Source organism: Rhizobium phaseoli, from assembly GCF_003985125.1.
Lineage (GTDB): Bacteria > Pseudomonadota > Alphaproteobacteria > Rhizobiales > Rhizobiaceae > Rhizobium > Rhizobium phaseoli.
On the sequence record NZ_ML133611.1, the window covers coordinates 1 to 15,486 of the forward strand.

Annotated in this window: 12 protein-coding genes and 2 pseudogenes; 10 read left to right on the forward strand and 4 right to left on the reverse strand. The window is 58.2% G+C overall.

Annotated elements, in window-relative coordinates; genetic code table 11:
* The 8 genes from nifD to EFD56_RS31735 all read left to right on the forward strand — a co-directional run.
* The coding region (gene nifD, locus EFD56_RS31695) for a nitrogenase molybdenum-iron protein alpha chain (protein ID WP_126907100.1) at window positions 1-1,432 on the forward strand (1,432 nt) is incomplete at its 5' end.
* A 123-nt stretch (window positions 1,433-1,555) separates the two neighbouring features.
* On the forward strand, window positions 1,556-3,097 hold the full coding sequence (gene nifK, locus EFD56_RS31700; protein ID WP_012489545.1) for a nitrogenase molybdenum-iron protein subunit beta: 1,542 nt from the start codon (window positions 1,556-1,558) through the stop codon (window positions 3,095-3,097).
* Window positions 3,098-3,155: 58 nt separating this feature from the next.
* Complete coding sequence (nifE, locus tag EFD56_RS31705) at window positions 3,156-4,646, forward strand: nitrogenase iron-molybdenum cofactor biosynthesis protein NifE (protein WP_012489544.1); 1,491 nt, start codon at window positions 3,156-3,158, stop codon at window positions 4,644-4,646.
* A gap of 9 nt (window positions 4,647-4,655) precedes the next feature.
* On the forward strand, window positions 4,656-6,011 hold the full coding sequence (gene nifN, locus EFD56_RS31710) for a nitrogenase iron-molybdenum cofactor biosynthesis protein NifN (RefSeq protein ID WP_012489543.1): 1,356 nt from the start codon (window positions 4,656-4,658) through the stop codon (window positions 6,009-6,011).
* Window positions 6,008-6,502: a nitrogen fixation protein NifX gene (gene nifX, locus EFD56_RS31715; protein WP_008536565.1), complete on the forward strand. Its 495-nt coding sequence runs from the start codon at window positions 6,008-6,010 to the stop codon at window positions 6,500-6,502. The genes nifN and nifX overlap by 4 nt, the downstream gene beginning before the upstream one ends.
* A 3-nt stretch (window positions 6,503-6,505) precedes the next feature.
* On the forward strand, window positions 6,506-6,994 hold the full coding sequence (locus EFD56_RS31720; RefSeq protein ID WP_012489542.1) for a NifX-associated nitrogen fixation protein: 489 nt from the start codon (window positions 6,506-6,508) through the stop codon (window positions 6,992-6,994).
* A 731-nt stretch (window positions 6,995-7,725) separates the two neighbouring features.
* Window positions 7,726-7,812 (forward strand): hypothetical protein, encoded by an 87-nt coding sequence (locus EFD56_RS33785; RefSeq protein ID WP_237350514.1) that lies wholly within the window; start codon window positions 7,726-7,728, stop codon window positions 7,810-7,812.
* Window positions 7,813-8,033: 221 nt separating this feature from the next.
* On the forward strand, window positions 8,034-8,966 hold the full coding sequence (locus EFD56_RS31735) for a cation diffusion facilitator family transporter (RefSeq protein ID WP_012489540.1): 933 nt from the start codon (window positions 8,034-8,036) through the stop codon (window positions 8,964-8,966).
* Between the two features lie 130 nt (window positions 8,967-9,096).
* Here EFD56_RS31735 and EFD56_RS31740 read toward each other — a convergent pair whose 3' ends face one another.
* The 4 genes from EFD56_RS31740 to EFD56_RS31760 form a co-directional block, all read right to left on the reverse strand.
* A complete protein-coding gene (locus tag EFD56_RS31740) occupies window positions 9,097-10,689 on the reverse strand; it encodes an IS66-like element ISRle3 family transposase (RefSeq protein ID WP_016737534.1) in 1,593 nt (530 codons plus the stop codon).
* 74 nt (window positions 10,690-10,763) lie between these two features.
* On the reverse strand, window positions 10,764-11,279 hold the full coding sequence (gene tnpB, locus EFD56_RS33390; RefSeq protein WP_404817481.1) for an IS66 family insertion sequence element accessory protein TnpB: 516 nt from the start codon (window positions 11,277-11,279) through the stop codon (window positions 10,764-10,766).
* Window positions 11,200-11,490 carry a transposase gene (locus tag EFD56_RS33790; protein WP_080515687.1) on the reverse strand — a complete coding sequence of 97 codons (291 nt, stop codon included), beginning with the start codon at window positions 11,488-11,490 and terminating at the stop codon, window positions 11,200-11,202. The genes tnpB and EFD56_RS33790 overlap by 80 nt, the downstream gene beginning before the upstream one ends.
* Window positions 11,491-12,080: 590 nt before the next feature.
* A complete protein-coding gene (locus tag EFD56_RS31760) occupies window positions 12,081-12,809 on the reverse strand; it encodes a carbonic anhydrase (protein ID WP_029532496.1) in 729 nt (242 codons plus the stop codon).
* A 620-nt stretch (window positions 12,810-13,429) separates the two neighbouring features.
* Here EFD56_RS31760 and EFD56_RS31765 point away from each other — a divergent pair.
* Both EFD56_RS31765 and EFD56_RS31770 read left to right on the forward strand, forming a co-directional pair.
* Window positions 13,430-13,678, forward strand: a pseudogene (locus EFD56_RS31765) (biotin/lipoyl-containing protein); the annotation flags it as partial.
* A 115-nt stretch (window positions 13,679-13,793) separates the two neighbouring features.
* Window positions 13,794-15,100: pseudogene (locus EFD56_RS31770) on the forward strand (helix-turn-helix domain-containing protein).
* Window positions 15,101-15,486 lie beyond the last annotated feature (386 nt).

Consider the following 15,486-nt stretch of genomic DNA (forward strand, 5'->3'; position numbering starts at 1 on the left):
AGACAAGGCGGCGAAGCGCCGCAAGAAGCACCTCAGCGTCGCAACGAGCGGCGACGAGCCTGGCGATGAGCCGAAGGCCCTTTCCGAATGCGACGTCAAATCGAACATCAAGTCCATTCCGGGCGTGATGACGATCCGCGGCTGCGCCTATGCCGGTTCCAAAGGCGTGGTATGGGGGCCGGTCAAGGACATGGTCCACATCTCGCACGGGCCGGTCGGTTGCGGTCATTATTCCTGGTCGCAACGCCGCAACTACTACGTCGGCCTGACGGGCATCGACACGTTCGTGACGCTGCAGTTCACCTCAGACTTCCAGGAAAAGGACATCGTGTTCGGCGGCGACAAGAAGCTTGAACAGGTCATCGACGAGATCGAGGAGCTTTTCCCCCTCAACAACGGCATCAGCGTGCAGTCGGAATGCCCGATCGGGCTGATTGGCGACGACATTGAGGCGGTGTCGCGCAAGAAGGCCAAGGAGCACGAAAAGACGATCGTGCCGGTACGCTGCGAGGGCTTCCGCGGCGTCTCGCAATCGCTCGGCCACCACATCGCCAACGACGCCATCCGTGACTGGGTTTTCGACAAGAACGAAGTCGAGTTTGAGACCGGCCCTTACGATGTCAACGTCGTCGGCGACTACAATATCGGTGGCGACGCGTGGGCTACGCGCATTCTATTGGAGGAGGTGGGGCTGCGCGTGGTCGGCAACTGGTCGGGTGATGCCACGCTCGCTGAGGTCGAGCGCGCGCCAAAGGCCAAGCTGAACCTCATCCACTGCTACCGCTCGATGAACTACATCTGTCGGCACATGGAGGAAAAATACGGCATCCCGTGGATGGAATACAATTTCTTTGGTCCGTCCCAGATCGAAACCTCCCTGCGCGAAATAGCCAAGCACTTCGGTCCGGAAATCGTCGACAAGACCGAGGCTGTCATCACCAAGTACCGGCCCCTGGTCGATGCTGTCGTCGACAAGTACCGGCCGCGCCTCGAAGGCAAGACGGTGATGCTCTATGTCGGCGGCCTGCGTCCTCGCCACGTCATCACGGCCTATGAGGACCTCGGCATGCGGATCGTCGGCACCGGCTACGAGTTCGCCCACAACGACGACTATCAGCGCACCGGCCATTATGTGAACAAGGGTACGCTGATCTATGACGACGTGACCGGTTACGAGCTGGAAAAGTTCATCGAAGGCATCCGCCCCGACCTTGTTGGGTCCGGCATTAAAGAGAAGTATCCGGTGCAGAAGATGGGCATCCCCTTCCGCCAGATGCACTCCTGGGATTATTCCGGCCCGTATCACGGCTATGACGGCTTCGCCATATTCGCCCGCGACATGGATCTGGCCATCAATAATCCGGTGTGGGATCTCTACGACGTCCCCTGGAAAAAAAAGGCCGCGCCAGCTGAGGCGGTTGCGGCCGAATGAGAGCCTGGCCTGTCTTGGAAGGGGGCAGGCCAGGCCCTTCCCATCGGACTTGATCCGCACTCGTGACAGATGACATCCCATTGCCGCCACCGGTGCGGCGCGATGAAAAGAAAGGTGCTTACTATGCCGCAGTCGGCGGAAAAAGTTCTCGACCATGCTCCCCTGTTCCGCGAGCCGGAATACAGGCAGATGCTCGCCGAGAAGAAAGCCAATTTCGAATGCCCCCACCCGGATCAGGTCGTTGCCGATCAAAACGACTTCACGAAGACCTGGGAGTATCGCGAAAAGAACCTGGGCCGCGAAGCCCTGGTCGTGAACCCGGCCAAAGCCTGCCAGCCGCTCGGTGCCGTCTTCGCAGCCGCAGGCTTTGAGCAAACGATGTCCTTCGTCCACGGCAGCCAGGGCTGCGTCGCCTATTACCGTTCGCATCTGTCGCGTCACTTCAAGGAGCCTTCATCGGCGGTCTCGTCCTCGATGACGGAGGACGCGGCGGTGTTCGGCGGGTTGAAGAACATGGTCGACGGGCTCGCCAATACATACAAGCTCTACGATCCGAAGATGATCGCCGTCTCGACCACCTGCATGGCCGAAGTCATTGGAGACGACCTCCACGGCTTCATCGAAAACGCAAAGAACGAAGGGTCGGTCCCGCACGACTTCGATGTTCCTTTCGCCCACACGCCTGCCTTCGTCGGCAGCCACGTCGATGGCTATGACGGCATGATCAAGGGCATTCTGGAGAACTTCTGGAAAGGCAACGAGCGGAAGGAGGTTGCTCAAGCCATCAACATCATTCCCGGCTTCGACGGCTTCTGCGTCGGCAACAACCGCGAACTGAAGCGCCTGCTCGACATGATGGGCGTATCCTACATCTTCATCCAGGATGCCTCCGACCAGTTCGACACGCCGTCTGACGGTACGTACCGCATGTATGACGGCGGCACGAAGATCGAGGACTTGAAAACGGCGTTGAATGCCGAAGCGACCCTGTCGCTGCAGCACTATAACACGCGCAAGACGCTGGAATATTGCAAGGAGGTCGGTCAGGCTACGGCCTCGTTCCATTATCCGCTGGGTGTCCAGGCGACCGACGAATTCCTGATGAAGGTCTCGGAGATTACCGGCAAGGAAATTCCTCCGGCAATCGGCCTGGAACGCGGCCGTCTCGTCGACGCTATGGCAGATAGTCAGGCCTGGCTGCACGGGAAGAAATACGCGATCTACGGCGATCCTGACTTCGTCTACGCCGTTGCCCGGTTCGTCTTGGAAACCGGCGGTGAGCCGACCCACTGCCTTGCTACCAACGGCACGCCGGCCTGGGAAGCCGAGATGAAGGCGTTGCTCGCATCCTCGCCCTTCGGCCAGGATGCCCAGGTCTGGGCGGGCAAGGACCTGTGGGCGTTGCGCTCGCTGCTCTTTACCGAGCCAGTAGATCTTATGATCGGCAATTCCTATGGCAAGTATCTCGAGCGCGACACCGGCACCCCATTGATCCGGCTGACCTTTCCGATATTCGACCGGCACCATCACCACCGTTTCCCGCTCATGGGCTACCAGGGCGGCCTGCGCGTCCTGACGACGATCCTCGACAAGATCTTCGACAAGCTCGATCGCGAGACGAGCGAGCCGGGTGTGACGGACTATTCGTACGACCTGACCCGCTAGGAGCGCGGCGGTCGGCCTTGTGAGGCCGGCCCGCCTTCATCTGAACTTGGAGACCGCAATGCCCTTGCTCAATGCTAAAGTCCAGGATGTCTTCGACGAGCCTGCCTGCGAGAAGAACCGCAGCAAGGATTCCAAGGCGCGCAAAAACGGCTGTTCGAAGCCGCTGATCCCCGGGGCGGCAGCCGGCGGATGCGCTTTCGATGGCGCCAAGATCGTGCTGCAGCCGATCACCGACGTCGCGCACCTGATCCATGGGCCTCTCGGCTGTGAGGGCAATTCCTGGGACAACCGAGGATCGGCTTCTTCAGGTCCAACGCTCTGGCGCACCAGTTTCACGACCGACCTCACTGAAACCGAAGTGGTGATGGGGCACGGCGAGCGGAAACTTTTTAAAGCAATCCGCGAGATCAAGGAGGCCTATGCTCCACCGGCGATTTTCGTCTATTCGACCTGTGTGACAGCATTGATCGGCGACGACATCGAGGCCGTCTGCAAGCGGGCCGCGGAAAAATTCGGCCTTCCGGTGGTGCCGGTCAACGCACCGGGCTTTGCCGGCTCCAAGAACCTTGGCAATAAGCTCGCCGGTGAAGCGTTGCTCGATCATGTGATCGGCAGCGTAGAGCCGAACGACGTGACCGCCTACGACATCAATATCATTGGTGAGTTCAACCTATCCGGCGAGTTTTGGCTGGTAAAGCCGCTTCTTGACCGGCTGGGGATCAGAGTAAGGGCCTGCATTCCAGGAGACGCCCGATATCTTGACATTGCTTCTGCGCATCGCGCCAAGGCGTCCATGTTGGTGTGCTCGACAGCACTCATCAACCTCGCCCGCAAAATGGAGGAGCTCTGGGATATCCCGTTCTTCGAAGGCTCCTTTTACGGAATTACCGACACCTCGGAAGCACTCAGACAGATCGCCAAGCTGCTCGTGATGCAGGGGGCGGATCCCGAAATCCTCGAGCGCACCGAGGCATTGATCGCGGAGGAGGAGGCGATTGCCTGGATGAAACTCGCAGCATATCGACCAAGGCTTGAAGGCAAGCGCGTGTTGCTCAACACCGGCGGCGTCAAGTCCTGGTCGGTTGTCCATGCGCTGATGGAGGTGGGCATCGAGATCGTGGGCACCTCGGTCAAGAAATCCACGCCTGAAGACAAGGAACGTATCAAGCAACTCCTGAAAGACGAAAAACACCTGTTCGAGTCGATGGCGCCGCGCGAGCTTTATAACATGCTCGCCGACGGTAAAGCCGACATCATGTTGTCTGGCGGGCGCACGCAATTCATCGCGCTGAAGGCCAAGACACCTTGGCTCGATATCAACCAGGAACGCCACCACCCCTATGCCGGCTATGACGGCATGGTGGAGCTCGTTCGCCAGATCGATCTTGCTATTCACAATCCGATCTGGATGGAGGTGCGGGAGCCGGCACCGTGGGAATGCCAGCATGCGGTGGAAGAAGAACTGACGAATACCAAGAGCGAGAACGAGACTGGGTACGTCTTGCAAAACTTTGTCGGCGCGGTCGCCGGCAGCTTCGGCAAGCGTTGAGGAAAGCCGATGGTTCAAGTCTTTCCCCAGACCAAATCAGCTGCGGTCAATCCGCTGAAATCGTCGCAGCCGCTCGGCGCCGCGCTCGCCTTTCTTGGCGTCGAGCGTGCCGTGCCGCTGTTCCACGGCAGCCAGGGCTGCACCAGCTTGGCGCTGGTACTTTTAGTCCGGCACTTTAAGGAAGCCATTCCCTTGCAGACAACGGCATTGGACGCAGTGGCGACCATTCTTGGCGGCGCAGGCAATCTGGAAGAGGCGATCCTAAATCTCAAGAGGCGCGCAAAACCCAAGCTGATCGGAATTTGCACGACAGCCCTGGTGGAAACCCGCGGCGAAGATTTCGCAGGCGATCTCGCCAACATCAAGCGGGATCGTGCCGATGAGCTCGCGGGTACGGAGGTTGTGCTGGCGAATACCCCGGATTTCGAGGGAGCGATCGAAGAGGGATGGGCGAAGGCCGTCATCTCTATGGTCGAGCGCATCACCACTCCAGGCGAGCAGAGCCGCCACCAAAAGAAGATTGCGATCCTACCAGGATGGCATCTGACAGTCGCTGACATCGAGCTTCTGCGCGAAACGGTCGAAAGCTTCGGTCTGAAGCCGGTGATCCTGCCGGACATTTCCGGCTCTCTCGACGGCACGGTGCCCGGCGATCGTTGGGTTCCGACCACCTATGGCGGTACTCCCGTCGACGAGATACAAGAGCTTGGCACGGCGGCGCAATGTATCGCGATCGGCGAGCATATGCGCCGCCCCGCAGAGCTACTGCGGACCCGGACGGGAGTCCCTTACGCATTGTTCCAGTCGCTGACAGGATTGAAACGAGCCGACCGGTTCGTCTCGTTTCTTTCTGAGATTTCTGGTGCGCCGGTGCCAGCAAACATCCGCCGTCGCCGAGCACAGCTGCAGGACGCCCTGCTCGACGGACATTTCCATTTCGGAGGCAAGAAAATCGCAATTGCTGTGGAGCCGGACCAGCTCTACCAATTCGCTACCTTCTTCACCGGCATGGGCGCCGAAATCGCGGCAGCGGTCACCACGACCGGCACCTCAAAAATACTCGCGGAAATGCCGGCCGAATCGCTCCAGGTCGGTGATCTTGGCGATCTCGAAGAACTTGCCGTCGGCGCTGATCTTCTCGTCACGCATTCGCATGGACGACAAGCGGCGGAGCGCCTTGGGATTCCGCTCATGCGGGTGGGCTTCCCGATATACGACCGACTCGGCAGCCAGCATAAGCTCACAAGTCTCTATCAGGGAACGCGCGACCTGATCTTCGATGTTTCCAACATCTTCCAGGCCAATCAGCGCGCGCCGTGTCCTGGATCGCTTGATCCCTCCCGCAAAGGAGAACTGCCTAGATGATCGCCGCTCGTCGCCTTTCCCTCGTCCCTGACGGGGTTCACTCGTCAGCTCCAAAACGGAAGGCTGGCGCGTTGCGCGTCGCAATCGCCACTCAAGATATGAAATCTCTCGACGCCCATTTCGGATCGGCAAAACGTTTCGTCGTCTATGATGTGAGTCCCGACGACTGGAAACTGGTGGAAGTCCTGGACTTCGAAGACGTTTCCGACCAGAGCGGAAAGCATCGGAACGAGGACGTCGATCGTATTAACCCGAAGGTGAAGGCGTTGGAAGGTTGTCACTTATTGTTCTGTCTGGCGATAGGTGGGCCATCGGCAGCCCGAGTTGTTTCGGCCAAAATCCACCCAATTAAAGTATCCGATCCTCAACTGATCGAAGATGTTTTGTCGCGAACTCGGGCGATGCTCAGGACTACTCCGCCACCCTGGTTACGCAAGGTGCTAACCGAAGCAGGCGCCATTGAAAAGAAGCCTTTCGATGAGGAGGACTAAGAAATGGGTACATTGACAGGAAGTACGGATGGCCCTGCTGTCAACGAGGATGGGGATCTCGCCACCCCTTTTCTCAGATGCCTGATAAGGCTCATTCGCGCTCAGGATGCCCATGGGGCGTGGGAAGGCAAATCGGACACTGACCTGCTGGCCGACTTCATCCTCACCAAGGAGCAGCGCCGTAAGATCCCGATCATAGGCGATCCGGATCCGTATGTGCTGTGGAGGCTACAGAACTTTTACAGTTGCGTGGGGCTTGTGATCGAAGAGTGCACAGGCCTGTTGGCATCGCCGATCATGACGATCGGCCATGAGGGCTTCGGCCGCTTGCTTTTCACGACTGGACGGTTGGTCGTTCTGTCGAAGACCCTGCGCGATGTCCACCGGTTCGGCTTTGAGACGCTAGGCAAGCTCGCCGAGACCGGCACGAAAATGGTCGATGACGCTATTGAAGTTATCGAAACCTATCCCGACGTGGCGCGGGCATCATGAAATCAATTTTCGAGGAAAGAGATCATGTCAGACATTGTGGAGCAGCTGAAGAAGGTCCGCAAGCTGCAGTCCCGCGCCGCCGCTGCCAAAATCTCAGCATTTGCAATGGCCAGAACGAGAGTTCGATGGTGAGCTCACTGGCATGATCATGGCTCTCAACCACGCGGCGGTTGCCGCCTGAAGAACTGCCAGACTCTCGTTGCCGCAGACGACATTGCTGCGCAATCTCGCGAACAAATCAGGAGAACGGTGTTGCGTTTCACAATCTTTTGCGGCCTCCTGCTGCTCGTCGTCTGGGCGAAGGCACTAACGAGTTACTTCGTCTGGCATTCCATCCACGAAGTCATCGTTGCAATGGTGGCTAGTTTGTTGCTTCTTCAGTGGGCGTATATCGCAAGCCTGCTCTTTTCCATCTGGCAATCCAGCCGTAATTACAGGAGTCGCCAAAGGGCTCGACGATCCGATCATCGCTAGACTAGAACGTGGTGTCAGCCACAGCCTATCATGAGGGCGAAAACCTCGGCGTTCTTTGGAACGCCTCTCATCAAATCAGATCCAACCATGAGTCAACGGAATTCGAACCTGCCGGATGACGTGGATGCGTCGAGAGCCCTATCGCCGCGCAAGCTCTGCAACCTCGGCCGTGCCATGATGACGTGTAACAGGTGGCCTGCTCATGCCCTATCTGTGGTGGCTCCGACTTCATTCGCGGCGGCGAGACCGTCAGCGAAGTGCTGGACTATGTTCATGCGTCCTTCCGTGTCGTGCATCATGTCCAGCCCCGCTTTACCTGCAAAGCAAAATTGGCCCTTGTTTAGATAGTCGAGGCCGCACTGCCAGAACACAGCGAGGCGATTTTGTCTTGTGGCCAGGTATGTGAAAGACGCTCATGCGAGCCCACTGGACAGGAGAGGTCAGCATTTGAATTTAAAAAGGTACCTTGATCCAAAAGTGGATGTGCTCGCTTCAGTAGCTGAATTGGATGGTCTGTACCGCGTCCAGAGGACAATAAAGAAACGTAAGTTATAAGGCTGAGCCTATGAATTTCATGAGAACGGAGCAGGGGCTTCTCTGCGTTTCAATTGCCGTTACCATCCTCCTTGCCTGCATCGGCATTTTGTTCGGGATCATTTCAGGTTCGTTCGCAATCATATTCGATGGTGTCTACGCATTGACGGACGCTGCTATGACTGTCGTAGCTCTGCTTGTTACAAAGCTCATCGCGTCATCCGAAGCGCCCTCCAGCAAAGGAAAACTTATCGAGCATTTCACGATGGGGTTCTGGCATCTTGAGCCCATAGTCTTGGCTCTCAACGGCATTCTCATAACCGGGTCGGCTGTTTACGCACTTGTCAACGCAATCGGCAGCATTTTGCATGGGGGACGTCCGCTCAACTTTAGTCAAGCGATCGTCTACTCCGTCGTAACACTCGGTGTGACAGCCACCATGGGGGTTATTGGTGATCGAGCTAATCGTAAGATCAAATCTGATTTCGTTGCCCTGGATACGAAAGCTTGGCTGATGTCCGCCGGGCTAACGATCGGGTTACTCGTCGCGTTTGCCATCGGATATTTCATTCAGGGGTCTTCTTACGAATGGATCTCGCCGTTTATTGACCCGGTCGCGCTGGCATTAATCTGCATTGTGATCATTCCCATTCCGGCGGGCACGGTTCGGCGAGCGCTCGCCGACATACTGCTTGTTACGCCATTAGATCTCAAACAACAAGTTGACGCGGTCGCCAAAACAATCATCGAACGACATGGATTCATATCCCACCGGGCTTATGTGGCCCGGGTCGGCCGAGGCCGGCAAATCGAGCTACATTTCGTTGTCTCAGAGGACCTCCCGGCGAGGAAATTGCAGGAATGGGATAAGATCCGTGACGAAATCGGGCTCGCGATTGGTAACGAGGGTCCGAGTCGTCGGCTCACCATCGCCTTTACAACCGATCCTGAGTGGGCGGATTAGGATTTTGAACCGAATTTGGAGCCCTGTATCGCAGGCATTCCATAGCGGGCGTGATCCTCGAACCGGATGCATAGCTCGGCGTTTTTTCCAGCCACCATGCGTCAATTTGTAAGCGACAAGCCGTGGCCGTTCAGGCGGCGTAGTTCCATGGCATGAGCGCGTCGATTTCACTGCTGGGCCATCCATTCGCAAGGCGCTCAAGCGTCTGGGTCAACCAAGCTTGCGGATCGACTGCATTCATCTTTGCCGTTTGCAGGAGCGTCGCGATGGTCGCCCAAGTCCGGCCGCCACCGTCGCTTCCAGCGAATAGACTATTTTTTCTCGTGATCGCTTGGGGTCTGATTGCTCGCTCGACTATGTTGGAGTCGAGTTCGATGCGGCCGTCGGTCAGGAAGCGCTCGAAGATGTCTCGACGCGAGATGGCATACCGCAGAGCTTCGGCGAGTTTGGATTTTCCAGAGACCCGTGGCAGGGTCGCCTGCCAGAGAGTGAAGAGGTCACGGACGATCGCTGCGGAGATCTCCTGGCGTGCAGCGACACGAGCTTCAGGGCTTTGGCCGCGCACACGCTCCTCGATCTCCCATAACCTCGCCATACGCTCGACGGTGTCTGTAGCGACCTTCGAGCTCTTTGCGACATGCAACTCGTAGAACTTTCTCCGGCTGTGCGACCAACAGCCGGCCAGGATGGCGCTGTCATTGCCTCCATCTTTCCGGACGAGCTTGTTATAAGCGGCATATCCGTCGACCTGCAGGATTCCACGATAGCCGCTCAGGTGTCGTGCGACACACTCGGTGGCTCGACTGTCCTCGAAGCGATAGGCTACCATCGGTGGACCGCTGCCCCCAAAAGTCCGGTCATCCCTGGCATACGCCCATAGCCATGCCGTCTTCGCTGATCCGGAACCAGGTGCAAGTGTGGGCAAGGTCGTTTCGTCGGCAAAGATCCGTTCGGCCTTCTTGATCTCATCGAGGATGTAGTCGGCGAGGATATTGAGCTCGAACCCCAGCTTGCCCATCCATTGAGCCATCAGCTTGCGGTCGAGTTCGACCTTGTCGCGTGCGTAGATGGCTTCCTGGCGATAGAGTGGCAGCCCGTCGGCATATTTGGAAACGGCGATCTGGGCCAGAAGTGCTTCCGTTGGAATGCCACCTTCGATGATATGTGCCGGAGCCGCCGCCTGGACGACACCATCCTCGTTCCTAAAGGCATACTTCGGCCGACGGGTGACGATGACACGGAACTTCGCTGCCACGACATCCAGCCGCTCGGAGACGTCTTCTCCAATCAGGATTTTGGTCTTACCTGCATGTTCTGGAAGCTCTTCCGGTTCGATCACGACCTCGACGCGCTCAAGATGAGGCGCAAAGCCCTTGCGTGGCCGCGGAGCGCGTTTGCTGTCCGCGCTACCGCGGCCTTTCGTGACCTGAGCCTTGATCGTCGCAATGCCGGTCTCGATCTCTTCGAAGACAAAGGCGTGCTGCTCGTCATCGACGGTGGATGATGCAAGCCTTTCCGAGCGTCGGCCAAATCGGGCGCGATCGAAAGCCTTCAGGATCTGCGTCAGCCGCTCGATGCGCTCATCGGCGTCCGCGTTGCGGGCCTCTAGATCGTCAACCTGCTTCTCCAAAGCCTCGACGCGGGCTGCTTTTGCGGCCATGGCAAGAACCATGGCTTTGAGAGCCTCTACATCATCCGGGAGCTCAATCTCGGGCCGCGTCATGGGTATGATCAGAGCATATTTTGCCGCGCTCCGCCCATGCTTTCAGGGACCTGATTCACTTCGCCGCAGCGGTTTTACCCAACAATCTCGGGAGGCTTCACCGGCGTGGATCGAACCCGCTTCCAGTCCATTCCGTCGACTAAAGCCAGAAGCTGGGCATGATTGAGCTGGACGCGATGATGGCCGATCCGGGGCCAGCAGAACTGGGCTTTTTCCAGCCGCTTCGCATAGAGGCAAACGCCGGAGCCATCCCACCACACGATCTTGACTCGGTCTGCTCTCTTGGCCCGAAAGACATAAAGTGCACCGTTGAACGGATCACTGCCAGCATCCCGTACCAGCGAAAGCAAGCTGTCCGGCCCCTTTCGGAAGTCGATGGGATGGCTCGCAAGAAAGACCTTCACGCCGGACGGGATCATGCCGACCGCACCGCTCGGATCACCCGCTGCAGGTGTGCTTCGCCGATATCTGCGTCGGCCCGGATAACGACGTCGCCGATGATAAGCTCGATCATCGCACGTGTGCCAATCGTCCCAGTCTCCGTCTGACCAGCCCGATTTGCGAGGAAGATCGTTGTCCGTCACGAGCATCACGACGCCAGCCAAATAGCTGCGAGGGATGTATGCCGATGCGATGCGCAATGGCTGAGACGCTTGCGCCGGGCTCCATTGCCTCAGCCACAGCCCGCGCTTTAAAATCATCGGACCAGCGGCGCCGAAATTGCCGTGGGGCGCCCTCAAGCCGTTCCGGAACAGCCTCGATCATATGGAAGTTTCTAGTTCCAGAGCTAGGCGCAGACATAGAAGCTCACAGTTTGTGAATCGTCTGTCCGCAATACAGCGGCCAACGCTACTGACGCCAGATGGGGTCAGCTTGTCGCTTACGTCAATTTCACGGTTCGTACCAATCTTCGATCAATGCGGCCAGTTTCGATGCCGTAGTTTTCCGTTATGCCTCCAGGCGCGATACTCGATTCAGCGAATAGGGTTGGCTGAACCCAGATCGCGCCTTTGCGTTCAAGCTCCACAGGCGGTTTCGCCGTCTTGATCTTGTTGAGATCCTGCCGGAGGCCGATTGTCTCGCGTTCTTTGAAACGAGCGACGCCTATGTCCTTGTACTGGCTCAGGAGGGCGCGGCCCAGCTGCCCAGGTTCCGATAGATGTCATCGCGCAGCTGTCGGACCTGTCGATTGAGCTCACCAAATTGCGCAGGCGTATGGTCGGAAATTTCCAGAAGAGCGTCGCCCAGGCAGCCAGCTCGCGACCTCAGCTCCGGCCCGCGTAACCCGCCGGGTGATGCTGCGGGCGGCAAGGGTCATCAGCGACTATGGTTCCGCGAACGCGACGAGGCGCCCGCGGATAGCCGTCGGCAACATGAAGTCGCCTCGTAGGTCAGACCTTGTGCAGAAAATCGACCACGCCGGTATCGAGATCATAATAGGCGGGCACGATCTTCACCTTGCCTTCCTCGACCAGGCGAGAAACAATCGCACTTTCGGTGAGGATGCGCTCGGCGCCGTTGAAGGCATTGGCATGGACGGTCTTGTCGACAAAATTGTCGCCGCGATCGGTCTCCGCCAAAGCCACGGGCAGGATCGGCTGGGTCATCTTGCCGATTGAGCCATCGAGCTTGGTGCCCTTGGACACGACCTCGCAGGCGGCGGAGACCGCCCCGCAACGCTTGTGGCCCATGACGACGATCAGCGGCGCATGCAGATGTTCGGTGCCATATTCGATCGTGCCGAGCACATCGGTGTCGACCACGTTTCCGGCATTGCGGGCGACGAAGAGTTCGCCGAGCGTCACCCCGCCGAATACAAGTTCCGGCACGACACGGCTGTCGGAACAGGTCAGCACGATCGCCCAAGGTGCCTGGCTCTTGGCGACGTCCTGCCGGCGCTTGGAAATATTGGCGGCGCAGGCTTCCGTGTCGGTGACGAATTTCTTGTTGCCTTCCTGGAGTTTTGCCAGTGCTTCATCCGGCAGGAGGGCGGGAGCGTTCGAGGCGAATGCCGGCATGGTCATGTCAAAGCCTGCAGTCATGACGGCCACGCCTCCGATGCCGGCAAATTTCAGCAGGGAGCGACGGCTGAGTGGGGAGGAATTGCATTCAAAGCACATGGTATCGGTCCTTTTGCAATATCCGGGATGGCTGCGGAGAAATGGCACCTGCTCCAAGTCATGTCCGGCAATTCTCCGGGAATCGGAGAATGGCCGATTGGTTATGCCTTGATATGGCACTCATCAAGCGGAATTTTGACGCATCGGAGGAGCTAAGCCAATCCTGGAGTATTGCCCCGGCCGTACGGTAGATCAACCCGGCCCTGACGGGTTCTGGCGAGGGATGCTCATGCGCGGCATATTGGGTTGCAAGGGACCCTTTGGGCGCTGCCTTCTGCTTCTTTAGTGGCTCCGCTGCCGCCGGCGGGATCGCATTCATTAACTCACTCGGGAACCTAGGAGCATTTGTGGGGCCGTTCGTTATAGGGTATCTCCGTAGTCAGCCCGGAGGTTTTTCTACAGGCCTATACGCTTTGGCAATCATGGGCCTAGCCGCGACAGTCATGTTGATTTTCCTCCTGCGCCTCCTGCGCCAAACTTGATAGAAACAACCAGATGTTCTTGTGTTTGTTGTCACGTGAGCCGAGCCGGTTAGGTGCACAACGAGATGCGGCTCGGGTCCGCGAGGAACCAACAGCAAGAGCTCGCAAAATTCCTCAGCGTCACCGGCCGCCGTCTTCGCACCCAAGGCCGAACCCGGCAATGCCGCTCATGTCGGCGCACCGATGCCGGGCGCCATCTCGCGCGTCTTTATGTCGCCCGGACAGGCGATCAATGCCGACGATGTGCTGGTGTCGACCGAAGCGATGAAGGTGGAAACGGCAATTCACGCCGAGGAGAACGGCACGATCGCCGAAGTTCTCGTCAAAGCCGGCGACCAGATCGATGCCAAGGACCTGCTTGTAACTATCGCGGCCGGTTCAGCGTAAAGTTCCATAACATGCATTACGCCAGATTCGCTTGTAGCCGCAAAGTTAGAATGTCCTGTTTCTGCAAAGTTGGAATGTCACACTCTCCCCGTTTTGATGACGGCGGAGATTGCAGATGGGATTGATAGCGATGAGCGAGCGTGATCTGCAGCGGATCGCGGTTTTGTCGAAGGTTGCCGACGGCCGCATGACGATGGTGTCGGCGTCGCATGTGCTTGCTCTCAGCGAGCGCCAGGTGCGGCGGCTGTTGGATCGCATCAGAACGACCGGTGCGGCATCGATCCGGCACAAGGCGATCGGCCGGCCGTCGAACAACCGGATCAGCGATGGTGTTCGCGATTATGCGGTGACGCTGGTTCGTGAACGTTATGCGGATTTCGGTCCGACGCTGGCGGCCGAGAAGCTTGCCGAGCGCGATGGATTGCGTGTGTCGCGCGAGACGTTGCGCGGCTGGATGACGCAGGCCGGATTGTGGCTGTCACGCAAGCAGCGGCGGACGTTTCATCAGCCGCGCTTGCGGCGCGAAGCCTATGGCGGGCTGGTGCAGATCGACGGGTCCGAGCATCGCTGGTTCGAGGATCGTGGAGATCCGTGCTCGCTCCTGGTGTTTGTCGACGATGCGACGGGCCGGTTGATGCAGTTGCGGTTCGTGCGCTCTGCCTTTTATTCCGACAAGCACTCGGTCTTCCGGGTGACGAAGAAGGAGGCCAAGGGTGGTCAGGGCATGACCCAGTTCGGGCACTCTCGGAGCTAAATATCGAGATTCTCTGTGCAAACTCCAGCCAGGCCAAAGGCCGTGTCGAGCGGATGAACCGGACGCTGCAGGATCGTCTGGTCAAGGAATTGCGACTGGCAGGCATCGACAGCATGGAGGCAGGCAATGCATTTCTGCCGGGCTTCATGGTGGACTACAATGGGCGGTTTGCGATTGTCCCTGCCCGATCCGATGACCTGCACCGGCCGGTAAATCTTGCACCGGATCGGTTGAAAGAGATCCTGTGCAAACGCGAGCAGCGCTATGTCGGATCGCAGCTGACGTTTTCGTTCGAGCGTAAGCGGATCATGCTGGAGGAGAGCGACGTGACGCGCGGATTGGCCGGCCGCTATGTCGAGACCTATGCCTATGCCGACGGCCGCCTCGATGTACGATGGAAGGGACATTCCCTGCCCTACAAAACCTTCGACAAGGACCAGCGGGTGACGCATGCGGCGATCACCGAGAACAAACGGCTCGGCGACGTTCTGTCTTATATCAAGGAGCGTCAGGAGCAGCCGTCGAAGCCGGTGGTGATGACCAACAGCGAGATGAACGGCTATGTGCGACGTGCTCACGGTCCGGGACGGCGGAAGGATTTTACGAACGATCCGGCCGTCATCGAACGCCATAAAGCTGCGCTGGCAAAGCGCGATGCTGCCGAGTGAGGCGTCGATCGCATCGTCTTAAAGCTAAAGCCGATGGGCGCCCCTCACCCGCCCCCGCTCCGCCCTTTCAACCCGGCCCAGCCGGTCGGATCGGGGCTGATCATCAGAGCCAGCGTCGCGTTTCTAACTGGCTGACAATGTCGCCCCTCTAATCAGCTTTGACAGCAATTGTAACCGCAAAGTTAGAATGTAAGAACGACTGGCATCTATTGCTCGATCCATCTCCACCCTATTGCAGGAAAAGGTAAATGTCGCTCTGCATGCCTGATGGCCCCAGAGTGGCCGTGTAGGGCACACCATGGATACTGAAGTTGGTGGGTTTGTCCGCGCTCGGCAGCAAGTCAAACAAGTACATTGCAGGCAGAAGGTCATCTGGTACCGGTTGA

Excerpts from the sequence above, each read along its gene's own strand:
- nifK (WP_012489545.1), top strand. The coding sequence starts at position 1,556 with ATGCCGCAGTCGGCGGAAAAAGTTCTCGACCATGCTCCCCTGTTCCGC.
- tnpB (WP_404817481.1), bottom strand. The coding sequence starts at position 11,279 with ATGCTCGTGACGGACAACGATCTTCCTCGCAAATCGGGCTGGTCAGAC.
- nifE (WP_012489544.1), top strand. The coding sequence starts at position 3,156 with ATGCCCTTGCTCAATGCTAAAGTCCAGGATGTCTTCGACGAGCCTGCC.
- nifN (WP_012489543.1), top strand. The coding sequence starts at position 4,656 with ATGGTTCAAGTCTTTCCCCAGACCAAATCAGCTGCGGTCAATCCGCTG.
- EFD56_RS31740 (WP_016737534.1), bottom strand. The coding sequence starts at position 10,689 with ATGACGCGGCCCGAGATTGAGCTCCCGGATGATGTAGAGGCTCTCAAA.
- EFD56_RS33790 (WP_080515687.1), bottom strand. The coding sequence starts at position 11,490 with ATGTCTGCGCCTAGCTCTGGAACTAGAAACTTCCATATGATCGAGGCT.
- EFD56_RS31735 (WP_012489540.1), top strand. The coding sequence starts at position 8,034 with ATGAATTTCATGAGAACGGAGCAGGGGCTTCTCTGCGTTTCAATTGCC.
- EFD56_RS31720 (WP_012489542.1), top strand. The coding sequence starts at position 6,506 with ATGGGTACATTGACAGGAAGTACGGATGGCCCTGCTGTCAACGAGGAT.
- nifX (WP_008536565.1), top strand. The coding sequence starts at position 6,008 with ATGATCGCCGCTCGTCGCCTTTCCCTCGTCCCTGACGGGGTTCACTCG.
- EFD56_RS31760 (WP_029532496.1), bottom strand. The coding sequence starts at position 12,809 with ATGTGCTTTGAATGCAATTCCTCCCCACTCAGCCGTCGCTCCCTGCTG.